General features: G+C 32.8%; 18 protein-coding genes. 17 read left to right on the top strand and 1 reads right to left on the bottom strand.

From position 1 onward, the window contains the following. Positions 1 to 254 precede the first annotated feature (254 nt). The 17 genes from JC605_RS06910 to JC605_RS06985 all read left to right on the top strand — a co-directional run bounded on the left by JC605_RS06910 (position 255) and on the right by JC605_RS06985 (position 20,139). Positions 255 to 1,094 (top strand): prephenate dehydratase, encoded by an 840-nt coding sequence (locus tag JC605_RS06910; RefSeq protein WP_111425077.1) that lies wholly within the window; start codon positions 255 to 257, stop codon positions 1,092 to 1,094. An 83-nt stretch (positions 1,095 to 1,177) separates the two neighbouring features. Next, positions 1,178 to 2,323 (top strand): pyridoxal phosphate-dependent aminotransferase, encoded by a 1,146-nt coding sequence (locus tag JC605_RS06915; RefSeq protein ID WP_198855473.1) that lies wholly within the window; start codon positions 1,178 to 1,180, stop codon positions 2,321 to 2,323. 106 nt (positions 2,324 to 2,429) lie between these two features. Then, complete coding sequence (locus tag JC605_RS06920; RefSeq protein ID WP_198855474.1) at positions 2,430 to 3,290, top strand: prephenate dehydrogenase; 861 nt, start codon at positions 2,430 to 2,432, stop codon at positions 3,288 to 3,290. A 12-nt stretch (positions 3,291 to 3,302) separates the two neighbouring features. After that, positions 3,303 to 4,385 (top strand): bifunctional 3-deoxy-7-phosphoheptulonate synthase/chorismate mutase type II, encoded by a 1,083-nt coding sequence (locus JC605_RS06925; RefSeq protein WP_091494827.1) that lies wholly within the window; start codon positions 3,303 to 3,305, stop codon positions 4,383 to 4,385. 254 nt (positions 4,386 to 4,639) lie between these two features. Continuing rightward, positions 4,640 to 5,617, top strand: a complete 978-nt coding sequence (gene rsgA / locus JC605_RS06930; protein ID WP_198855475.1) for a ribosome small subunit-dependent GTPase A — start codon at positions 4,640 to 4,642, stop codon at positions 5,615 to 5,617. A 30-nt stretch (positions 5,618 to 5,647) separates the two neighbouring features. Further along, positions 5,648 to 6,010: a four helix bundle protein gene (locus tag JC605_RS06935; protein ID WP_198855476.1), complete on the top strand. Its 363-nt coding sequence runs from the start codon at positions 5,648 to 5,650 to the stop codon at positions 6,008 to 6,010. Positions 6,011 to 6,037: 27 nt separating this feature from the next. After that, positions 6,038 to 6,490 (top strand): D-aminoacyl-tRNA deacylase, encoded by a 453-nt coding sequence (gene dtd, locus JC605_RS06940; protein WP_198855477.1) that lies wholly within the window; start codon positions 6,038 to 6,040, stop codon positions 6,488 to 6,490. 65 nt (positions 6,491 to 6,555) lie between these two features. Then, positions 6,556 to 8,463 (top strand): DUF3857 domain-containing protein, encoded by a 1,908-nt coding sequence (locus JC605_RS06945; RefSeq protein WP_198855478.1) that lies wholly within the window; start codon positions 6,556 to 6,558, stop codon positions 8,461 to 8,463. Positions 8,464 to 8,496: 33 nt separating this feature from the next. Continuing rightward, positions 8,497 to 10,509: a DUF3857 domain-containing protein gene (locus tag JC605_RS06950; protein ID WP_198855479.1), complete on the top strand. Its 2,013-nt coding sequence runs from the start codon at positions 8,497 to 8,499 to the stop codon at positions 10,507 to 10,509. A 1-nt stretch (position 10,510) separates the two neighbouring features. Continuing rightward, positions 10,511 to 11,860 (top strand): DUF3857 domain-containing protein, encoded by a 1,350-nt coding sequence (locus JC605_RS06955; RefSeq protein WP_233074036.1) that lies wholly within the window; start codon positions 10,511 to 10,513, stop codon positions 11,858 to 11,860. A 30-nt stretch (positions 11,861 to 11,890) separates the two neighbouring features. Next, a complete protein-coding gene (locus JC605_RS23690) occupies positions 11,891 to 12,427 on the top strand; it encodes a hypothetical protein (RefSeq protein WP_233074037.1) in 537 nt (178 codons plus the stop codon). Positions 12,428 to 12,474: 47 nt separating this feature from the next. Then, positions 12,475 to 14,418 carry a DUF3857 domain-containing protein gene (locus tag JC605_RS06960; RefSeq protein ID WP_233074038.1) on the top strand — a complete coding sequence of 648 codons (1,944 nt, stop codon included), beginning with the start codon at positions 12,475 to 12,477 and terminating at the stop codon, positions 14,416 to 14,418. 3 nt (positions 14,419 to 14,421) lie between these two features. Beyond that, positions 14,422 to 14,748, top strand: coding sequence for a nucleotide pyrophosphohydrolase (locus tag JC605_RS06965; RefSeq protein WP_012022600.1), 327 nt, complete (start codon positions 14,422 to 14,424; stop codon positions 14,746 to 14,748). Between the two features lie 134 nt (positions 14,749 to 14,882). Then, complete coding sequence (locus JC605_RS06970) at positions 14,883 to 16,112, top strand: 3-phosphoshikimate 1-carboxyvinyltransferase (RefSeq protein ID WP_198855481.1); 1,230 nt, start codon at positions 14,883 to 14,885, stop codon at positions 16,110 to 16,112. A gap of 399 nt (positions 16,113 to 16,511) precedes the next feature. Beyond that, positions 16,512 to 17,561, top strand: a complete 1,050-nt coding sequence (gene queA, locus JC605_RS06975) for a tRNA preQ1(34) S-adenosylmethionine ribosyltransferase-isomerase QueA (protein WP_198855482.1) — start codon at positions 16,512 to 16,514, stop codon at positions 17,559 to 17,561. Positions 17,562 to 18,020: 459 nt separating this feature from the next. Then, positions 18,021 to 19,295, top strand: coding sequence for a kynureninase (kynU, locus tag JC605_RS06980; RefSeq protein ID WP_198855483.1), 1,275 nt, complete (start codon positions 18,021 to 18,023; stop codon positions 19,293 to 19,295). 409 nt (positions 19,296 to 19,704) lie between these two features. After that, a complete protein-coding gene (locus JC605_RS06985; protein WP_198855484.1) occupies positions 19,705 to 20,139 on the top strand; it encodes a YMGG-like glycine zipper-containing protein in 435 nt (144 codons plus the stop codon). 57 nt (positions 20,140 to 20,196) lie between these two features. Here JC605_RS06985 and JC605_RS06990 read toward each other — a convergent pair whose 3' ends face one another. Beyond that, positions 20,197 to 21,993, bottom strand: coding sequence for a hypothetical protein (locus JC605_RS06990; protein WP_198855485.1), 1,797 nt, complete (start codon positions 21,991 to 21,993; stop codon positions 20,197 to 20,199). Positions 21,994 to 22,115 lie beyond the last annotated feature (122 nt).

A 22,115-nucleotide genomic window follows, 5' to 3' on the forward strand; every position in this document is an offset into this window, starting at 1 on the left:
AATTTGTTAAGAAATCCCTTTTTGTTTCATAAAATGCAATCTTTTTTTTGGTGCACTAAAAATAATTTATACATTCGCAGAGAATTTAAAACAAAACACAAACAAAATGGCAAGTAACCGTTTTTATTTTAGCAACTCTTTTTATTTCTTCTTTAGTAGAAGTGAGGATTGTGCTATGGTTATTTGAGAAAAATTTTAAGACAAATAAAACTAATATACAATCCTGATGCAAATCAGGATTTTTTTTTGACTATATGACAACGAAAATTGCAATACAAGGTATTAAAGGATCATTTCATCATCAGGTTGTAAAAGAGTATTTCTCTGAAAATGTGGATATTGATGAATGTTTGTCTTTTGAAGAATTGATCGACAGCCTTATTGCCGGAAAATCTGATCAGGCTGTTATGGCAATCGAAAATTCAATTGCAGGGCCAATTATCCCAAATTATGCATTGATTGACAAGAATAATTTACACATAATTGGAGAGCATTATTTAAACATTCAGCAGAATTTAATGGCTTTAAAAGGTCAGAAAATTGAAGATATTAGAGAAGTTCATTCGCACCCAATGGCACTTTTGCAGTGTATGGATTTCTTGAAACAATATCCAAATATCAAATTGGTTGAGGATAAAGATACAGCTGAAACAGCAAGAAGAATTCAGGAAAAACAATTGACTGGAATTGCGGCAATTGCAAGTGTAACCGCTTCTGAAATGTACGATCTGGATATTATTGCGTCATCGATTCAAACGATCAAAAATAATATGACTCGTTTTGTAATTATTAAAAAGCAAAATTCATTTTTGCCAGAAAGCGAAATCAATAGAGCTTCTGTAAAATTTGAATTAGATCATAAAAGAGGAAGTTTAGCTGCGGTTTTGAATGTAATGAGCGATTGCAAACTGAATTTGACAAAAATCCAGTCGCTTCCAAAAATAGAAACACCTTGGAAATATTCATTCTTCGTAGACGTAACATTCGAGAAATACGAAGATTTCGCAAAAGCCAAAGCGTTATTAAACATAATGGCAGAATATTTCAAAGTGTTGGGAGAATATAAAAACACAAAACCTTTGACTGAGTCATAAAGTTGAAAAGTCGAAAGTCATAAAGTCAAAAATAGAAAAGCATATAGCGTAAAGCTTAAAGCATATAGCAAAATTTAAAAACAATGATTACAACAGCAAAACGATTAGACACAGTTGAAGAATACTACTTCTCATCAAAACTAAGAGAAGTTCGTCAGTTGATGTCTGAAGGAAAATCGATCATCAATATGGGAATTGGAAGCCCTGATTTGAGTCCGTCAAAAGCAGTAATTGAAGCAGTCGCTGCAGCAATTCAAGACGAAAACGGGCATGGTTATCAAAGCTATCAGGGATTACCAGAAATGAGGCAGGCGATGGCAGATTTTTATCGTGATCGGTTTGGTGTTGAAGTGAATCCGAATAATGAGATTTTACCTCTTATGGGTTCGAAAGAAGGAATTATGCATATTTCGTTAGCCTTTTTAAATGAAGGCGATCACGTTTTGATTCCGAATCCAGGTTATCCAACTTATACTTCGGTTACCAATTTGGTTCAAGCAGTTCCGGTTTATTATGATTTGAAAGAAGAAAATGGATGGGAACCGGATTTTGAAGCTCTTGAAAAACTAGATCTTTCGAAAGTAAAAATTATGTGGCTAGGATATCCACACATGCCGACAGGAGCTAGAGGAAGTTTAGCGTTATTTGAAAAATTGGTTGCTTTTGCAAAAAAACACAACATATTATTGATTAATGACAATCCGTACAGTTTTGTTTTGAATGATAATCCGATGAGTTTGTTGCAGGTTGAAGGTGCGAAAGAGGTGGCTTTAGAATTGAATTCGCTAAGTAAAACATTCAACATGGCTGGCTGGAGAGTCGGAATGGTTTTAGGAAATCCTGAAATTATCGATGCAGTCCTAAAAGTAAAAAGCAACATGGACAGCGGAATGTACTACGGAATTCAAAAAGGCGCAATCGCAGCGTTAAAATGTGATAAGTCTTGGTTTGAAGACCAAAATAAAATTTACAGACGCCGAAGAGAATTAACAGAGAAATTAGCTGAAAAGTTAAACTGTAAAGTATATAAAGAAGGAGTTGGTCTTTTTGTTTGGGCAAAATTGCCAGAAGGAATTGAATCAGCAGAAAAGTTCATTGACGAAATATTATATGAGAAGCATATTTTCATTACACCGGGAACCATTTTTGGAAGTAACGGTGAAGGATATATCAGATTCTCATTGTGTGTAAAAGAAGAAAAAGTACAAGAAGCGATTGATAGATTTTAAGTATTAAGATTTCCTGCTAGGTTTTAAAAACCTTGTAGGTGTGAATTTGAAAGCTTTAATTATAAACCTACAAGGTTTTTAAAACCTTGCAGGAAAAAGAAAGAATATGAAAGTATACGTAATAGGAATAGGGTTAATAGGCGGTTCAATGGTGTTAGACATCAAAGGACGTTATCCTGATGCGACTATTTTAGGAATCGATAATAACGAAAAACATTTGCAGGAAGCAATTGATCTTGGAGTTATTGACGAAGCAGGAAACTTTGAAGATTTACAAAAAGCAGATTTTGTAATTGTTTCGGTTCCTGTAGATGTAGCGCTAACGGTTTTACCTAAAGTTTTGGATGCTGTAGGAGAAAAAACGATTGTTTTTGAAGTAGGATCTACTAAAAAACCAATTTGTGAAGCAGTGGCCAATCACCCAAAAAGAAGGAATTTTATTGCAACGCACCCAATTGCCGGAACAGAGTTTTCGGGGCCATCGGCAGCAATAAGAGGTTTGTTTCAAGGAAAGACAAATATTATCTGTGAAGTCGAAAAGACAGCTTTTAAATTACAGGAAAAAGCATTAAATCTTTTTACTTCAATTGGAATGAGAATTCGATATATGGATCCCGTTTCGCACGATAAACACATTGCTTATGTTTCGCATTTATCGCACATTAGTTCGTTTATGCTTGGAAAAACGGTAATGAACAAAGAAAAAGACGAACAGGATATTTTTGACATGGCGGGAAGTGGATTTGAAAGTACGGTTCGTTTAGCAAAAAGTTCGCCGGCAATGTGGACACCGATTTTTAAGCAAAACAAAGAACACGTTCTGGAAACTTTAGAAGCTTACATTGCAAATCTCAGTCGGTTTAGAGATTTGTTAAAAGATGAAAATTATAATGCCATTTTTGAAGAAATGGAAAGCACAAATAAAATAAAAGAAATACTAAACGGATTAACAACAACTAAAAAGTAAATTAGAATTAAGATGGAAAATAAAAAAGAAATGAGAAAGTGGTTAGAAGATTTCAATTTAAATCACCCACTTGTGATAGCTGGACCTTGTAGTGCAGAAACTGAAGATCAAGTTTTGAAAATCGCTCACGAATTGAAAGATTCAAAAGTAAGCGTATTCAGAGCTGGAATCTGGAAACCAAGAACTCGTCCAGGAGGATTTGAGGGTATTGGAGAAATTGGATTAAAATGGTTGCAGAAAGCAAAAGCTGAAACTGGTTTATTAATGGGAACTGAAGTAGCAACTGCAGCTCACTGTAAATTAGCTTTAGAATACGATATCGACGTTTTATGGGTTGGAGCACGTACAACTGCAAACCCTTTCGCAGTTCAAGAAATTGCTGATACACTAAAAGGAACAGATAAAATTGTTTTGGTTAAAAATCCTGTAAACCCAGATTTAGCTTTATGGTTAGGTGGTGTTGAGCGTTTACACATGGCAGGTATCGAGAAATTAGGTGTTATTCACAGAGGTTTCTCTACTTACGAAAAAACAAAATACAGAAACATTCCAGAGTGGCAAATTGCTATCGAATTGCAAAATAAATTCCCTGATTTACCATTAATCATCGATCCATCTCACATTACTGGAGATCGTAAAATGATTTTCGAAGTAACTCAAGAAGCTTTAGACTTGAACTACGATGGTATGATTATCGAAACACACATCGATCCAGATAATGCTTGGTCTGATGCAGCTCAGCAAGTTACTCCAGATGCTTTGAAACAAATCATTAAAGATTTGACTATCAGAAAAACGGATGATACTACAGACGAGTACAGCCAAAAAATGAAAAAACTAAGAGCAAACATCGACGTTTTAGATGCTAACTTATTAGAATTGTTAGGAAAACGTATGAAAGTGGCTGACGAAATTGGTCAAGTGAAAAAAGATGCAAACGTTGCGATCCTTCAAAATAACCGTTGGAACGAAATCTTAGGAAAAATGATTCTAGAAGGTGAGAAAAAAGGTCTTACTGAGGAATTCGTTTTAAGAATGTTTAAAGCAATTCACCAAGAAAGTATTGGTCACCAAGAGAAAATTTTCAATGCATAATTTTTTCTAAAACACATAAGTGGTATAAGATAATTTAAGATTGAAAAATTTTTGTTATTGAGTTTAATTATATCACATATTTAAAATTAGATTGTTTTTTAAAATCCCTATTGCTTTGAAAAAAGTAATGGGGATTTTTGTTATAAAAAAGCTTGTGTTTATATTCACTTATATAACTTATATGGTTTAAATTATTCATTTATCTTTGCAAAGAATTTAGTTTTAATCTAAAGTCCGCAATCTAAAATTAAAGAATGACAGGAACCGTTTATAAATCTACAGGAAGTTGGTATACCGTAAAATCGAAAAATGGAGATTTTGTCGAATGCCGCATGAAAGGGAAATTCAGAATAAAAGGTATTAAAAGTACCAATCCTATTGCTGTAGGTGATATAGTCGATTATGAATTAGAGGAAACATCTGATGCCGTAACAGGAATGATTCATAATATTCACGAAAGAAAAAATTATATCGTTCGTAAATCGGTTAACTTATCTAAGCAGATTCATATTATTGCTTCAAATATCGATCAGGTTTTTTTATTGATTACAATCGATAATCCGCCAACAACTACAAGTTTTATTGATCGTTTTTTAGTTACAGCTGAAGCATACGGAATTGAAGCTATACTTGTTTTTAATAAAATTGATACTTTAACAGAACAGACTTTAGACGATCAGCTTTATTTGCAGCATATTTATTCTGAAATTGGATACAAATGTCTTCGTATTTCTTCAACAGAAAATAAAGGCGTCGACAAGCTAAAAGAAATGATGATCGGTAAAGTTAGCATGTTTTCTGGCCACTCAGGCGTTGGAAAGTCAACTTTAGTAAATGCACTTGAGCCAAGCCTTCATTTAAAAACTTCGGTCATTTCAGAACAAAGCAAACAAGGACAGCATACAACTACTTTTGCCGAAATGTATGATTTATCTTTTGATGCCCGAATTATCGATACTCCAGGAATTAAAGGTTTCGGAATCGTTGATATGGAACCATCAGAAATTAGCGGTTATTTTCCAGAATTTTTTAGACTTAAAGATCAGTGTAAGTTTAACAACTGTTTGCATAAAGAAGAACCGCATTGTGCCATAAAAGCAGCTTTAGAAAAAGACGAAATTGCTTGGTCGCGCTATAATAGCTATCTGAAAATTCTTGAAGGCGACGAAGAACATTATCGAACTGATACTTATGGAGAAGATCGTGCTGCGAGTGATGAAACGCGTAAGTAATTGTAAATTGTAAATTATGAATTGTGAATTATGGCTGATAACGTAATAAAAACGAAGTCTTTTAATTTTGCGCTTAGAATTATTAAACTTTTTCAATTCTTAGAAGATGATAAAAGGGAATATGTTTTGAGTAAGCAATTACTTCGCAGTGGAACAGCAATGGGCGCATTAATTAGAGAATCTGAGCAGGCGGAAAGCAAAAGAGATTTTATTCATAAACTTGCAATTGCACAAAAAGAAGCAAACGAAACAGATTATTGGTTAGAATTGCTTTTTCAATCCAATTATTTAAATGAGATTCAATTTCAATCTATAAAGTCTGATATTGTAGAAATAAATAAAATTTTAGCTTCAATTATTATAACCTCGAAACAAAAGCTAAGCACGACATAATTCACAATTTATCATTCACAATTAATTATGAGAGTAGTTGTTCAAAGAGTTTCTCAGGCATCTGTAACAGTTGATAGTCAAAAAACAGCAGATATTAAAAAGGGTTTATTGGTTTTAGTCGGAATAGAAGATGCCGACACGCAAGAAGACATTGATTGGCTTGCGGGTAAAATCATTAAAATGAGAATTTTTGGAGACGAAAACGATGTTATGAACTGCTCAGTTCAGGATATTGACGGCGATATTATTGTTGTTAGTCAGTTTACGCTTCACGCATCAACAAAAAAAGGAAACCGTCCATCGTATATAAAAGCTTCAAAACCAGATTTTGCAATTCCTATCTACGAGAAGTTTGTTCAAACAATAGAAAAAGAGTTTGGCAAGAAAGTGCAAACAGGGATTTTTGGTGCAGATATGAAAGTAAATCTTCTAAACGACGGACCAGTTACCATTGTAATGGATAGCAAAAACAGGGAGTAAAAATATTATTAAACATTTGTTAAGGATTTCTGAAAATAATATATATTTGACGAAAATCCTTACTAATGAAAATCCTTTTTTCCGCATTATTTTTACTCTTAATAAACCTTACTTCATTCGCTCAAAAGAGCACTTATCCTATTCTTTCTATTCCAGATAGTTTAAAACAGAATGCAAATGCAGTTCTTCGTTTAGACCAAATGGATATTGTTATTGCTTCACAAAGAAGTATGAATATCAAGATCCAAAGAGTTGTTTCTGTTTTAAATGAAAAAGGATTAAGAGACATCAATGCCTACAATCATTATGATAAAACAACTTCGGCAAAAAATATTGAAGCTGTCGTTTATGATGCATTAGGGAATGAGATAAAAAAAATCAAAAGAAAAGACTTTAAAGATCAAAGCGCGGTAGGAGGAAGTACTCTTTTTTCAGATAGCAGAGTGCTTTATTTAGATTATACTCCTATTTCGTATCCTTTTACGGTTGCTTTTACGTGCGAAGTCGAAACTTCAAATACTGCATTTATACCAAAATGGTATTTTGTTGGTGGTTATAATGTAAGTATAGAAAAATGCTTGCTGAATGTTACTTTTCCAAAAGGATTGGGCTTTAAGAAAAAGGAGTTCCGATTTGATGACTTCAATATAAAAAAGACAGCAGACACAGAAACCAATTTAAGTTACTTAGCGACAAATATTGTAGCTCAAAAACAAGAAGATCTTAGCCCTTCCCCTTCAGATCTTTTTCCTAAAGTTATGATGGGGTTAGAAAATTTCCACTTAGAGGGAGTTGACGGAAATGCAACTACTTGGGAAGCATTTGGTAAATGGTATGGTGATAAAATCTTAAGCGGTACAACTGTTTTAACAGAGGAGACAAAAACAAAAATCAAAGCTTTGGTTGGCGATGAAAAAGACCCGGTTAAGAAGGCTAAAATAATTTACGATTACATGCAGAAAAAATCACGATATGTGAATATTGCAATTGGAATTGGCGGCTGGAAACCGATGTTGGCCAACGACGTTGATCGCTTAGGATATGGAGATTGTAAAGCATTATCAAATTATACAAAGGCACTTTTGCAGGTTGTAGACGTTCCATCGTACAACACGATTTTATATGGTGACCGTTACAAGGAAGATATTCAAACTGATTTTGTGTCGATGCAAGGAAATCATATGATTCTGGCAATTCCTAATAAAGATAATTACATCTGGTTAGAATGTACTAGTCAAGATGATCCTTTTGGATATCAAGGAACTTTTACAGATGATCGTAATGTTTTGGTTGTAAAACCAGAAGGCGGTGAGATTGTAAGAACTAAAATCTATGATGATAAAGGAAATATACAAGATGGAAAAGGAGTTTACACAATCGATCAGGCTGGTAATTTTTCTGGTGTTTTAAAAATTGCATCACAAGGAAGTGTATATGCTTCTAAATCTCGAGTAGAAACGATGCCACCAAATGAAAAAGAAGAATATTATAAAGATTACTGGGATAATATTAACAATTTAAAATTAGGTAAAATCACTTTTACAAATGATAAAGAAAATATTCGTTTTACCGAAGATGTTCAATTAAGCGCAACAAATTATGGAACGCTTTCGGGCAATAAAATGATGTTTGTAGTTGATGCTTTTAATCAATATACAGGAAGTGTAAAACGAATTAGAAACCGTAAAAATCCATTTCAAATTCAGCGTGGTTATTTAGATACAGATGAAATTGAAATCAATCTTCCAGAAGGTTTTAGCATCGAATTTCTACCTTCAAATTATGAGTTAAAAGGAAAATTTGGAGAATATAAAACCGAAATCATTAAGAAAGACAATAGCAAGCTAACCTACAAAAGATCTATGTTGTTAAACAAAGGAAAATATTCTAACAAAGAATATGATGAGTACCGCTTGTTTATGGAACAAATTTCTAGAAACGATAATGCCAAAATAATATTGACCAAAAACTAACAATTATAACCCAAAACCAACCAAAAATTACCAATGAAAATCATTAAACTATTTACGTTATCTGCGATTTTATTATTTTCTCCCAAAATAATTTCGCAGGAATTCAAGCTAGGAAAAGTAACTGTTGCCGAACTTGAACAAAAGGTGCATCCGAAAGATTCTTCGGCAGTTGCGGCCATACTTTTTGAGAAAGGACAAAATGTTTTCGACTACGATCAAGACAATGGTTTTACAATGCAGTTGGAGGTAACAGCTAAAATTAAAATCTATAAAAAAGAAGGCTACGATTGGGCCACAAAAAAAATAAGATATTATATAGCAGGAAACGGATCTAAAGAGAAAGTTCTTATTTCTGACGCGACAACATATAATTTAGTTAACGGAAAAATTGAGAAAACTAAATTAAAAGGTGAAGCGGAATTTGATGAAGCAATCAATAAATATTGGGCTCAGAAGGTTTTTACTATGCCAAATGTTAAAGAAGGTTCTATTGTTGAATTTAAATATATAATAAAAAATAACAGTATTGGAAGTCCAAGAGATTGGAATTTTCAAAGCACAATTCCTGTAAATTATTCGGAGTTTAAAATGTATGTTCCAGAATATTTTGTTTATAATAGAAATTTTAAAGGATATGTAAGTCCGAAAATTATTGAAGAAAAAAACAATAGATCAATCCAATATACATACAGAGAAGGCCGAAATGGAGTTGTGAGCGGAAGTGCTTCACAAGAAAAATTGGATTTTATAGAAACAAGAACTGCTTATATTGCAGAAAACTTGCCAGCGTTAAAAGATGAAAATTATGTCAATAATATTGATAATTATACTGTAAGTCTAAGTCAAGAATTATCAATGACAAAATATCCTAATTCACCATTTAAGACCTTTTCTACAGATTGGAATTCGGTGGTAAAAACAATCTATGATTATGACGATTTTGGACCTGAATTAAATAAAACAGGATATTTTGAAGAAGATTTGAAAAAACTGCTCGTAGACTCGAAAACGCAAGAAGAGAAAATATGGACTATTTTTAATCATGTAAAATCGAACGTTAAATGGAATAACTATTTTGGTTATGGATGTGACAACGGAGTTAAAAAAGCGTACAAAGAAAAAACAGGAAATATTGCTGATATCAATTTGATGCTGACAGCAATGTTACGCTACTCGGGTTTAACTGCAAATCCGGTTTTAGTTAGTACGCGTTCAAACGGAATTGCTTTGTTTCCAAACAGAACGGCATTCAATTACGTAATTGCGGCAGTAGAAACTCCTAATGGATATATTTTATTAGATGCATCAGAAAAATTTTCTACACCAAATATTTTGCCTCTTAGAGTTCTAAACTGGTCAGGAAGATTAATACGAAAAGATGGAACATCTGAAGAGATTAATTTAATGCCGGAAAAAACATCTTCTGATAATGTTTTTATGACTTACAATATTGAAGCCGATGGGAAAGTAACAGGAAAAACCAGAAGACAGTCTGTAGATTATAATGCCATGATTACAAGAAGCAAAATAAGCAATCTTAAAGAAGAAGAATATTTAGAAAAACTTGAAAATGGAAATAATAAAATAGAAATAAGTGAATATTCTAAAACTAATGAGAATGATATATTGCTTCCTATGGTTGAAACTTATTCATTTACTGGAAATAATTTATGTGAGCTTATTGGAGAGAAAATTTATGTAAGTCCGATGTTGTTTTTTACCAACGATAAAAATCCTTTTAAGCAGGAGTTAAGAGAGTATCCGGTAGATTTTAGCTATCCTTTTGCAGATAAATATAATATTACAATTAAAATTCCAGATGGTTTTGCGGTTGAAACATTACCTGCCCCAGCCGCTGTATCGATGGAGAACAATCTGGGAGCTTTTAAATTTAATATATTGGCTAATGGAAATATCTTACAGCTGTCTATTTTACATCAGATAAATGAAGCAATTGTATCTGCTGAAAAATACGAAATGTTGAAGGAATATTATAAAACAATGATTGCAAAAGAAACAGAAAAAATCGTTTTAAAACGTATTTAAAATGAGAACTTTCTTAATTTCTATTCTTCTATTTTGCGCATTTTTGAAAATGAATGCGCAAAACGCTTCTTTAGGAAATGTTACAATAGCGCAGTTAGAAGAAAAAAGGCATCCTAAAGATTCTGCCGCTGTTGCTGCTATATTGTATAGCAATATTGCTATTGATCTTAATGCAAATGGAAACTCCCAAAAGACAACTACAAAGAAAGTTAAGATCTATAAAAGTGAAGGATATAATTTGTCAAACGTCCAGATTTATTTTGCTGCCGGAAAACTTAATTACGTAAATATAGTAAGCGCTTATACCTACAATTTGGTAGACGGAAAAATTGTAAAGACAAAACTGAAACCTGAAAACGAGTTTATCGAAAAAACGAACAGTAGTTATTGGATCAAAAAAATAGCTTTTCCAGAAGTTAAAGAAGGTTCTATTATAGAGTATCAATTTACAGAAGAAGGAGGGTTTTCAAGTCTTTATCATTGGAATATTCAGGAAAATATTCCAGTTAATTATTCTGAACTAAAAACAACTCTTCCAGATGCTTTTGAGTTTAAAAGAAATCTGAAAGGTTTTTTTCCTCCTAAAATAACTTCAAAAATAGCGAACACTTACAATTATATTGCAACAGAAACCACTTATGTTTTTCAGAATCTTCCAGCAATGCGCGAAGAAGCTTTTGTAAATAATATGGACAATTATAGAACTGGAATTTCTTTAGAGTTAGAAAGAATTGCTGTTCCTGGACAGTTTTATAAAACATTTTCATCAGACTGGACAAGTGTTGCCAAAACAATTTATGATTTTGATTCTTTTGGAGTAGAACTGAACAAATCTGGCTATTTTGAAGATGACCTGAAAGTTGTATTAGAAGGAAAAGTTAAACCTGATGCAAAAATTACAGCGATTTTAGAATATGTAAAATCAAATGTAAAATGGAATCAGCATAATGGATATTCTTGCGAAAAAGGAGTTCGAAAAGCCTACAAAGAAAAAACAGGAAATAGCGCAGATATTAATTTGATGCTTACAGCAATGCTTCGAGCTGCTAAACTTACTGCGAATCCTGTTTTAATTAGTACACGCTCTAATGGGATTGCTTATTTTCCAAATTTAAATGCTTTCAATTATGTGATTGCCGCAGTTGAAACTGGAGACGAAATGATATTGCTCGATGCAACCGATCCATATTCAACTCCAAACGTTCTTCCTTTAAGAGATTTAAATTGGATAGGAAGATTGATTCGTAAAGACGGAACGTCAGAAAGTATTGATTTAGCACCTAAAAAATTTGCTGCAGATAATATTGCAGTCGATTATACAATTGAAGCGGGAGGAAGAATAAACGGATAAGTAAGATGTCAGTACACAGAGCACAAAGCGATGAACTGCAGAAATAGTTTTGAAAACCTTAAAGAAGACGCTTATCTAGACAATCTTGAAAATAAATATGATAAAATTGAAATAAGCGATTACAGCCGTACAAATGAAAAAGATGTTTTGCTGCCTGCAGTAGAAAGCTTTTCGTTTACAAGCACCAATTTGTGCGAGGTAATTGGAGATAAAATATACGTTAAGCCAATGCTTTTTTTTGCTAGTACAAAAAATCCGTTTAAGCAAGAAACAAGAGAATATCCCGTAGATTTTGGATTTCCTTTTTTAGAAAAGTACAATATTAGTATTCGAATTCCAGAAGGATATACTCTAGAAACAGTTCCTCTTGCAGGCGTATTGGTTATGGAGGAAGATCTTGGAGTTTTTAGATACAATATTGCAGTCAACGACAATGTACTGCAATTATTAGTGTCACATCAAATTAACTCCTCTATAATATCTAGAGAACAATACGGAATTCTGAAAGATTACTACAAAGAAATGATCACAAAACAGACTGAAAAAATAGTTTTAAAACGTATTTAATTATGTTGCGATTTCTCCTAGTTTGTATTCCCTTTTTTTGGAGTACAATGACAATTCAAGCTCAAAATTATGAATTAGGCAAAGTAACAATTGCAGAATTAAAAGAGAAAGTTCATCCTAAAGATAGCAGCGCACCCGCCGCTATCTTGTTTAAAAAAGGAAGGACTTATTTTGGTTATAACAAAGATGTTGGGTTTTATGCCAATCATGTCTGTGAGGTAAAAATCAAAATTTATAAAAAAGAAGGTTTAAGCTGGGCCGACCAGAAAGTGCGTTTTTATATTGGTTATGAAAAATTAAATGAGGACCGTTTAGAATTTTCTGAAGCGGTTACATATAATTTGGAAAACGAAAACATTGTAAAAACTAAATTAGACAATCAAGGCACATTCAAAAATAAAATTAATCAATACTGGAAAGAAAAGACTATTACATTGCCAAATGTAAAAGTAGGTTCTGTTATAGAATACAAGTATGTTTTAAGATCTGAGAATCTTGGGAAATTTCCAGATTTTGATATTCAGTTTAATATTCCGGTAGACTATTTTTATTATAAAACTCAAATTCCAGAATTTTATATTTATAAACCAATTTTAATTGGAGGAATTCCACTCGAAACAGAATCTAAATTCACAAATGGCAGTCAGAGTTTTGATAACGCTTATAGTCAGACAAGCTCATTTAGCTATAAACAAATTGAAACCTTTTATACAGGAAAAGATGTTCCCACTTTAAAAGAGGAACCATACATTAATAATCTCGAAAATTATCGCGGAAGCATTCAGCAAGAACTAGAGAGAGTTCGACTTCCAGATCAGCCTATAAAAGATTACAGTTTAACATGGGAAGGGGTTGCAAAAACTATTTTTAAAGATGATAGTTTTGGTAAACAGCTTAATCAAGCCTCTTTATTTTCAGATGACTTAAATAAATTGCTGCCAAATGTAGAGGATAAAAATGAAAGATTAAATCTCATTTTTACTTATGTCAAAAATCGAATGAATTGGAATGAGATTAATAGTTGCTACACAGAAAAAGGAGTCGAAAAAGCGTATAAAGATCAGACAGGAAATGTTGCTGAAATTAATTTTATTTTGATAAATATGCTTCGTGCGGCTGGTATAGAAGCCAATCCTGTTTTGGTAAGCACAATTCAAAACGGACTTCCGGTTTATCCAACAAGAACAGGATTTAATTATGTTATAGCAGCAGCCGAAATTGATGGTAAAAGAATTCTTCTAGATGCATCTCATAAACTCACAGCTCCCAATATTTTACCATTAAATGTATTAAATTGGAAAGGAAGGCTGATCAAAAAAGATGGAGCTTCTGAGGAAATCGAATTAGATCCAATAATACTATCTAAAGAAATTTATAGTCTTATAGTTAAAATACATCCTGATGGTAAAATGAATGGCCAAGGCAGGATTCAACATACAGACTACGATGCTTACAGCTTTAGAGTAGAAAACAATGCAAAATCAGAAGATGCTTATCTTGAAAAATTTGAAAATAGATTGGGAGGTTTGTCTGTCTCAAATTATAAAATAGAAAATCAGAAGTCAAATTTAGATCAATCGGTTATAGAGACTTTTTCTTTTGATTCAAGCAGCCGTTCAGATATTATTGAAGGGAAGATTTTCGTAAATCCTCTATTGTTTTTTACTCAAGGTAAAAATCCGTTCAATCAGGAAAAAAGACAAATGCCTGTCTATTTTGGATATAAAAACTTAGAAAAGTTCAATTTTAATATTGAAATACCGCAAGGTTATACTGTAGAATCACTTCCAAAACCAGTCAGAATAACATCAGAGGACAAGAAGATGTCCTTTATCTTAAATTTTTCGGCTACAGAAAACAAAATTCAAATTGTGAGCCAAAAAGAAATCAACAGTAGTATTTTTGCAGCTGAGGATTACGGAATGATAAAAGAGTTTTTTCAGAAGATGATCGTAAGCCAAAATGAAAAAATAATTCTTAAAAAGATATAAAAGATGGATTTGAAAAATGCACAGTTAGATGTTGATACTTGGATAAAAGAACACGGAGTTCGTTACTTTAACGAATTGACCAATATGGCACAGCTAACAGAAGAAGTTGGTGAAGTTGCCAGAATTATTGCCCGCCGTTATGGAGAACAATCTGAAAAAGAAAGCGATAAAAACAAAGATTTAGGAGAAGAATTAGCAGATGTTGTTTTTGTTGTGCTGTGTTTGGCAAATCAGACAGGAATAGATTTACAGGCTGCTTTTGATAAAAAAATGGATCTAAAATCGGTTAGAGATAAAGATCGTCATAAAAACAATGATAAATTGAAATAATTGTGAAATATCGCTCATAAGTTTTGAATTATGAGTTTTGAATTTTGAATTATGAATGGGGAGTGGTAAATTGCGTGGCTGAATTATGTTTCTAATTATTCATAATTCATAAGTCACAACTTACAATAAAAAAAATGAATTTAAAACTAAGCACGAATTCAATATTTACTATTGATGATTCGCAACTAAATATTACAGGTTCAAAAAGTGAAACGAACCGTTTATTGTTATTAAAAGCATTATTTCCAAATATCACTTTAGCCAATACTTCAAACTCTGATGACAGCGAAGTGATGCAAAAAGCTTTAGCAGGAAATGACGAAATTGTAGATATTCATCACGCTGGAACTGCAATGCGTTTCTTAACTGCTTATTTTTCGGTTAACGAAGGAAGAGAAGTAGTCTTGACAGGTTCTAGCAGAATGCAGGAGCGTCCAATTAAAATTTTGGTTGATACTTTAAGACAATTGGGTGTTGAGATTTCTTATGAAAAAGAAGAAGGATATCCGCCAATTCGAATTAAAGGAAAAAAAGTTACGGCTTCAAAAGTAAACTTGGCAGCAAATGTGAGCAGCCAATATATTTCGGCTCTTTTATTAGTGGCTTCAAAATTAGATAATGGTTTAGAATTGACTCTAGAAGGAGAAATTACTTCGATTCCGTATATCAAAATGACTTTGGCATTGCTTAATGATTTAGATATTAAAACAAGCTTTGAAGGAAACGTAATTAAAGTTTTCCCGAAAGAAGCAGTTGAATCTAAAGAAATGGTTGTAGAATCTGACTGGAGTTCGGCTTCTTATTTCTTTAGTCTTGTAGCTTTGGCAGATGCTGCAAAAATAACTTTAAGCAGTTATAAAGAAAATAGCCTTCAAGGAGATTCAGAATTAGTTTCTCTTTACGAAAAAATGGGAGTGAAAACGACTTTCCAAAACAATAAAATGACTTTGGAGAAAGTAGCTGGATTTAATTATCAAGATGTAAATTTCGAATTGAATAATACGCCAGATATCGCTCAAACTATTGTTGTGACTTGTTTAGGTTTAGGAATCGGATGTCACCTAACAGGACTTCATACTTTAAAAATCAAAGAAACAGACCGACTAGAAGCTTTAAAAATTGAGCTTACAAAATTAGGAGCTAATATTTCTGTTACTAATGACAGTTTGACTTTAGTAAAGTCTGATAATATAAAGCACGATATTCACATTGCAACTTATAATGATCACCGTATGGCAATGGCTTTTGCACCTTTAGCAATAAAAGTTCCAATTATTATTGATGATGCCGAAGTAGTTTCTAAATCATACCCAGATTTTTGGAATGATTTAAAAGCCTTGAACTTTCAAATTTCAGAATTGTAATTTTTGAACCATATAAATTCATTTAAATTAAAGTTCGATAAAACATAGCCTCTGGTTTTAACCAGAGGCTTTTTTATTTGTGAATTTGATTGTACTCATAAAGTTTGTCATTTCGACGAAGGAGAAATCTCCACAAGAAGCTCTACAAAGATTAGCTTATTGGAATGGAGTTACTTACTAAGATTTCTCCTTCGTCGAAATGACAATAATATGTTGAAAATCTTTTTTATAGAAAAAAAGCACTTTTAACGCATCTCGAAACCTCACAAAATCAAGGACTTTTGAAAATAAACGTCAAAACACTTGACAACGCCTATCTCACAATCGTATATTTGCAACCGATTTAAAATTTTAGATAAACAAATCTAAAAACGACACTCTAAAATCAACAATTCAAATATGAAATTATCACACTTCAATTTCAATTTACCGAAAGAACTTTTGGCTGAATTCCCAGCAGAAAATAGAGATGAATCTCGTTTAATGGTAATTGACCGTAAAAAAAACACTATCGAACATAAAATGTTTAAAGACGTTATCAACTATTTTGATGACGGAGACGTTTTAATTCTAAATAATACAAAAGTTTTTCCTGCACGTTTGTACGGAAACAAAGAAAAAACTGGAGCTAGAATTGAAGTTTTCTTATTAAGAGAATTAAATTCAGAGCAACGCCTTTGGGACGTTTTAGTAGATCCAGCTAGAAAAATCCGTATTGGTAATAAACTTTATTTTGGTGATGACGATTCATTAGTTGCTGAGGTAATCGACAATACAACTTCTCGTGGTAGAACATTACGTTTCTTATACGATGGTTCTTATGAAGAATTCAGAAACAAATTGACAGAACTTGGAGAAACTCCAATTCCTAAATACATCAATAGAGACGTTACTCCAGAAGATGCAGAAAGATACCAAACAATCTATGCAAAAGAAGAAGGAGCTGTAGCGGCGCCAACTGCTGGTTTACACTTTTCTAAGCACCTTTTGAAAAAATTAGAAATCAAAGGAGTGAACTTTGCTGAAGTAACTTTACACGTAGGTTTAGGAACTTTTAACCCAGTTGAGGTTGAAGATTTATCTAAACACAAAATGGATTCTGAGGAATTGATTATTACTCAAGAAGCTTGTGATATTGTAAACGAAGGAAAAGCAAAGAAAAAACGTATTTGTGCTGTAGGAACAACTTCTATGCGCGCAATTGAAAGTTCTGTTTCTTCTGCAAATACTTTGAATCCATACGAAGGGTGGACGAATAAATTTATTTTCCCTCCTCACGATTTCAGTATTGCAAACTGTATGATTACAAACTTCCACACACCAAAATCAACATTATTAATGATGATTTCTGCTTTCTGTGGACACGATTTAATGAAAAAAGCATACGACGAAGCAATCAAAGAAGGATACAAATTCTATTCTTACGGAGACGCGATGTTGATTCTTTAATTAGAATTTATATTATAAAGAAGACCCGACAGTTTTTAAGAAGCTGTCGGGTTTTCTGTTTTTTAATGGTTTCAAGTTTCTGGTTTCAAGTTGATATACTTAGTGTTTTTTTTAACCGCAAAGTTCGCAAGGTTTTTTTGCTCAGTTTGTGCTTGCCAAATGCAAAAGAACGCAAAGCTTTGCGAACTTAGCGTTTGTAACCAATAGCCTTGATAAAAAATCCTTGCGAACTTTGCGGTTAAATAACAAAGAGACAAGGACTTTTTATTGAGCCTATGCTTGCCAAATGCAAAAGAACGCAAAGCTTTACGAACTTAACGCTTATAAACGTTAACCTTGATAAAAAATCCTTGCGAACTTTGCGGTTAAAAAAAAACACAACGCATTTCAACTTGAAATCTTAAACCTGAAACAAAACAAACAATTTTTGTTATTTTAGCAGACAAAACAAAAAAGACAATGACTTTTCAAAATACACGCGAATTTGCACGAGAGCTAGATTCGAAAGACGCATTAAACGATTATCAAGAACAATTTATTTTTCCTAAAGTAAATGATAAACGAGTAATCTATTTTACTGGAAACTCTTTAGGATTACAACCAAAACGTACCAAAGCTTATATAGATGAAGTAATGAATGATTGGGCAGAGCTAGCTGTCGAAGGTCATTTTTATGCTGAAAAACCTTGGTGGGATTATCAAGAAAGATTTGCTGAACCATTGAGTAAAATTGTGGGTGCACTTCCATCAGAAGTTACGGTGATGAATACTTTGACTGTAAATCTTCATTTATTAATGGTTTCTTTTTATCAGCCAAAAGGGAAACGTTATAAAATTATCTGTGAAGAAAAAGCTTTTCCATCAGATCAATATATGTTTCAAAGTCAGGTGAATTTTCACGGATACAAACCAGAAGATGCAATTGTAGAAATTAAACGTAGAGAAGGAGAACATAATATTCGTCTGGAAGATGTTTTAGCCAAAATTGAAGAAGTTGGGGATGAATTGGCTTTGGTTTTAATTGGTGGAGTGAACTATTATACAGGGCAAGTTTTTGATATTAAAACCATAACTGCTGCAGGACAAAAAGTTGGAGCAAAAGTAGGTTGGGATTTGGCTCACGCTGCTGGAAATATCAAATTAGAACTTCACGATTGGAATGTAGATTTTGCTGCTTGGTGCAGTTATAAATATATGAATTCGGGTCCAGGAAATGCTTCGGGTTGTTTTGTTCATGAAAAACATCATAACTCAGATTTGCCAAGATTTGCAGGTTGGTGGGGACACAATAAAGAACGCCGTTTTAAAATGGAACCAACTTTTGATCCAGTTCACGGAGCAGATGGATGGCAGATTAGTAATCTTCCAGTTCTGTCTTTAGCGCCATATTTAGCTTCAGTAGAAATGTTTGCTGAGGTTGGAATGGATGCATTAATCAAAAAACGTGATCATATTACTTCTTATCTAGAGTTTATTCTTCATGAAATTGATAAAGAAGTAGAAAGTACTTTTGAAATTATCACGCCTTCAAATCCAGAAGAAAGAGCTTCTCAATTATCGGTATTTTTGCACGGAGAAGGAAGAGCTTTATTTGATTATTTAATGAAAAACGGAGTTATTACAGATTGGCGTGAACCAAACGTAATTCGTCTGGCGCCTGTTCCTTTGTATTGTTCTTATGAAGACATGTATGATTTTGGGCAAATTCTAAAAAAAGGGATTTTAGGGAAATAAAAAATAATTTGGCAATCCCGATAGCTATCGGGGGCGAAGGCGCAAAGTTTTTTGAAGCCACAGATTAAAAGGATTAAAAAAGATTTTTTTCTCAATAGCCTTCAGCTTTAGCTGGGGGTATTAAAGATGAAGTTAAAGGGGCTTTAGCCAAACTAGTGCAGTTTGACTAAAGTCTTTTTCTTTTGATTACTTTTTCATCCAGCTAAAGCTGAACGCTATTAAATTTAAAAGATATAAAACTTTGCGTCTTCGCGCCTTTGTGAGATTAATTTCATTCAGCTTGAAAACTAAAACGCAGTGAGAAACCTCAAAAACTTCAAATCTTATAAACTTTCCAAAAAATTCTGTAATAATCATTATAGCAGATATTAAGAACTTTGTAATGTATAATTTTTTAAAACTTATGATCATGAAAGGCTTATATATTTTATTAACCGTGATATTTTTAACTTCTTGCCAAAATCAGAGCAAAGAAGATGTAAATAAAGCCAAGCAAGCCAGCATTGATTCAATGAAAGTTGAAATTAACAAACAGCGTGTTATCGATTCGATGAAGACTGAAATGGCGAAATTAAATGAGGAGAAAATCGAAGCTCAAAAAGAAAAAGTTATAGTAGTACATCAACAAGCAAATAGTGCAGCAGCGCCGGCGGCGACACCTAAAAAGAAAGGCTGGAGTGCAACGGCTAAAGGTGCTGTAATTGGTGCAGGAGTTGGTGCAGCAACTGGAGCAATTGTCAGTAAGAAAAAAGGCGAAGGCGCCATTATTGGTGGTTTAGCTGGAGCTGCAGTCGGAACTGGAACTGGAGCTGTTATTGATAGCAAAAACAAGAAGAAAGAATAATTGTATTTTAGAAATAAAAACAAACCCCAAATTAGAAATAATTTGGGGTTTTCAATTTTAAACCAACTCTGAAACGGGAATTTTAATACCAACTAATTCTGATTTACAAAAATCGAGTTGCTCTATATGACCTTTAAAGACTGTTGTCGATTCAAATAAATTTTTATAATATTCAATTCCATCTAACAGATTAGATTTAAAAGAATTCCATTTTTTAAGTTGAGCTGTTGTAAGTTCTCCAGAAACAGATTGAATTTCGTTTCTAAAATAAGTGACATACATTTTAAGCTCTTTTATAAACAAGTTTGGGCGCTCGGTTCTAATGATCGATTTTCCTTGATAAATATGATGAATCATATCTTTTAAAGAAACTTCTTGATCAAAATAAGCTAAGTTTGGGCCTGGACAAATTACAACGCCTTGCGCTTGACCTTTTATTTTTATATCATTTTCTAGATAAGAAGCATTGGCCAGACCAACACATAAACATGATTTTTCGGTGATTTTGATTTTACTCTTCTCAAATTCATCATTAGATATTGAATCCTTTTTTGCTTCTAATTCTTCCAGTTTAATATCCTGATATTTTTTTGATGCCGTGCAAATTCCATGTGGATCGTATTCTTTACTTAAAGCTAAAAATTTCTTCGGACATGAACTGCCTGCTTTATTTTCGTGAATTCGTTTTTGTTTTAAGAATTCGTTTGTAGTTCCTTTCAAAGTGTTGAATGGAACTCCCAAAGGTGAAATATTACTTAAGTAAAAATCATCTTCTTTGGCTTTCATCAATAAATTACGAGTTTCTTGATCTACTGATGTTGCTTCGGGAACTAATAAAAATGGCGAACCCCAACCTACAGAATCAACATTATATTCGTCTAGTAAAAACTCATGTTCTGCTGCTGTTCCAACTCCGCCTTGAACGGTAATTTTTAATTCTAAAGGATTTTCAGGAATAGGCTGATTTTTTGCCTGTAAAGCTTTAATCATTAATTCGTGGGCAGATTGTATCAATTGATCTTTTTTCTGCTTGAATTCCTCTAAAATGGTACCTAATAAGAGCCCGTCAGTTGCAAAGGCATGTCCGCCACAATTTAATCCCGATTCAATTCGATATTCAGAAACCCAAAGTCCTTTTTTTGCTAAGAAATTTCCCTGAATCATAGCCGATCTAAAATCGCTTACTTTTAAGATGATTTTCTTCTTTAGTTCATTATTTTCATTTGGAAAAAAATCTTTGAAGTTTTCAAAATAACCAAACAATCTCGGATTCATTCCTGCAGAAAGTACAACAGAAGATTCCAAATTACTATTTGCAAAACCTCTTAAAGCGGCATGAGCATCATTAAATTCAATTGGAAGCTGTTCATTTTTGATGAAATTATCCTTGTCCAATTTTGTCATGATATTCACATCGATTTCACCAGGAAAAAGATGTGTTTCAATGTAATTTTGAATGTTTTCTTTAAAAGCAATTCCATCATCTAATAAATTCTGAAATCCTTTTTTAATATCAGAAGTATTTGGCAGCATCGATACGAAATTTTCTAAAGCCGTTTTGCTTTCTGCCAATTCTGTTTTGAAGTTTTCGAATTTCTCTTTTACAATTTTATCGACTAAATTTAAATAAGAGGTAATTCTCTCAGCACGGTAATCATGAAATTTTTGAGTGATTTCTTCGTAAGGAATGTTGAATTTTGTGCTGTAAAAATTACGCATCTTTTCAATTAAATCATCGTCTGCGAGAGCCACAACCGATGAAATTCCATACTGCGCGACTCTAATCGGACTATCTATCGTATAAGCCAATCCCATTACCGGAATATGAAAAGTATGCAGATTTTTTTTTGTCATTTGTATTCGGATTAAAATAGAAGCAAATGAAAAAAAATATTTCCTCCTAAAACCTGATAAATGTCAGGTTTGAAAGGGATTGCGGATACTGCAAAAAGATTGCTGCGAATTGCACAAATTTT

Origin of the sequence: Flavobacterium sp. IB48 (assembly GCF_016405855.1) — a bacterium.
GTDB lineage: Bacteria > Bacteroidota > Bacteroidia > Flavobacteriales > Flavobacteriaceae > Flavobacterium > Flavobacterium ginsengisoli.

Excerpts from the sequence above, each read along its gene's own strand:
- JC605_RS06910 (WP_111425077.1), top strand. The coding sequence starts at position 255 with ATGACAACGAAAATTGCAATACAAGGTATTAAAGGATCATTTCATCAT.
- JC605_RS06915 (WP_198855473.1), top strand. The coding sequence starts at position 1,178 with ATGATTACAACAGCAAAACGATTAGACACAGTTGAAGAATACTACTTC.
- JC605_RS06920 (WP_198855474.1), top strand. The coding sequence starts at position 2,430 with ATGAAAGTATACGTAATAGGAATAGGGTTAATAGGCGGTTCAATGGTG.
- JC605_RS06925 (WP_091494827.1), top strand. The coding sequence starts at position 3,303 with ATGGAAAATAAAAAAGAAATGAGAAAGTGGTTAGAAGATTTCAATTTA.
- rsgA (WP_198855475.1), top strand. The coding sequence starts at position 4,640 with ATGACAGGAACCGTTTATAAATCTACAGGAAGTTGGTATACCGTAAAA.
- JC605_RS06935 (WP_198855476.1), top strand. The coding sequence starts at position 5,648 with ATGGCTGATAACGTAATAAAAACGAAGTCTTTTAATTTTGCGCTTAGA.
- dtd (WP_198855477.1), top strand. The coding sequence starts at position 6,038 with ATGAGAGTAGTTGTTCAAAGAGTTTCTCAGGCATCTGTAACAGTTGAT.
- JC605_RS06945 (WP_198855478.1), top strand. The coding sequence starts at position 6,556 with ATGAAAATCCTTTTTTCCGCATTATTTTTACTCTTAATAAACCTTACT.
- JC605_RS06950 (WP_198855479.1), top strand. The coding sequence starts at position 8,497 with ATGAAAATCATTAAACTATTTACGTTATCTGCGATTTTATTATTTTCT.
- JC605_RS06955 (WP_233074036.1), top strand. The coding sequence starts at position 10,511 with ATGAGAACTTTCTTAATTTCTATTCTTCTATTTTGCGCATTTTTGAAA.
- JC605_RS23690 (WP_233074037.1), top strand. The coding sequence starts at position 11,891 with ATGAACTGCAGAAATAGTTTTGAAAACCTTAAAGAAGACGCTTATCTA.
- JC605_RS06960 (WP_233074038.1), top strand. The coding sequence starts at position 12,475 with ATGACAATTCAAGCTCAAAATTATGAATTAGGCAAAGTAACAATTGCA.
- JC605_RS06965 (WP_012022600.1), top strand. The coding sequence starts at position 14,422 with ATGGATTTGAAAAATGCACAGTTAGATGTTGATACTTGGATAAAAGAA.
- JC605_RS06970 (WP_198855481.1), top strand. The coding sequence starts at position 14,883 with ATGAATTTAAAACTAAGCACGAATTCAATATTTACTATTGATGATTCG.
- queA (WP_198855482.1), top strand. The coding sequence starts at position 16,512 with ATGAAATTATCACACTTCAATTTCAATTTACCGAAAGAACTTTTGGCT.
- kynU (WP_198855483.1), top strand. The coding sequence starts at position 18,021 with ATGACTTTTCAAAATACACGCGAATTTGCACGAGAGCTAGATTCGAAA.
- JC605_RS06985 (WP_198855484.1), top strand. The coding sequence starts at position 19,705 with ATGAAAGGCTTATATATTTTATTAACCGTGATATTTTTAACTTCTTGC.
- JC605_RS06990 (WP_198855485.1), bottom strand. The coding sequence starts at position 21,993 with ATGACAAAAAAAAATCTGCATACTTTTCATATTCCGGTAATGGGATTG.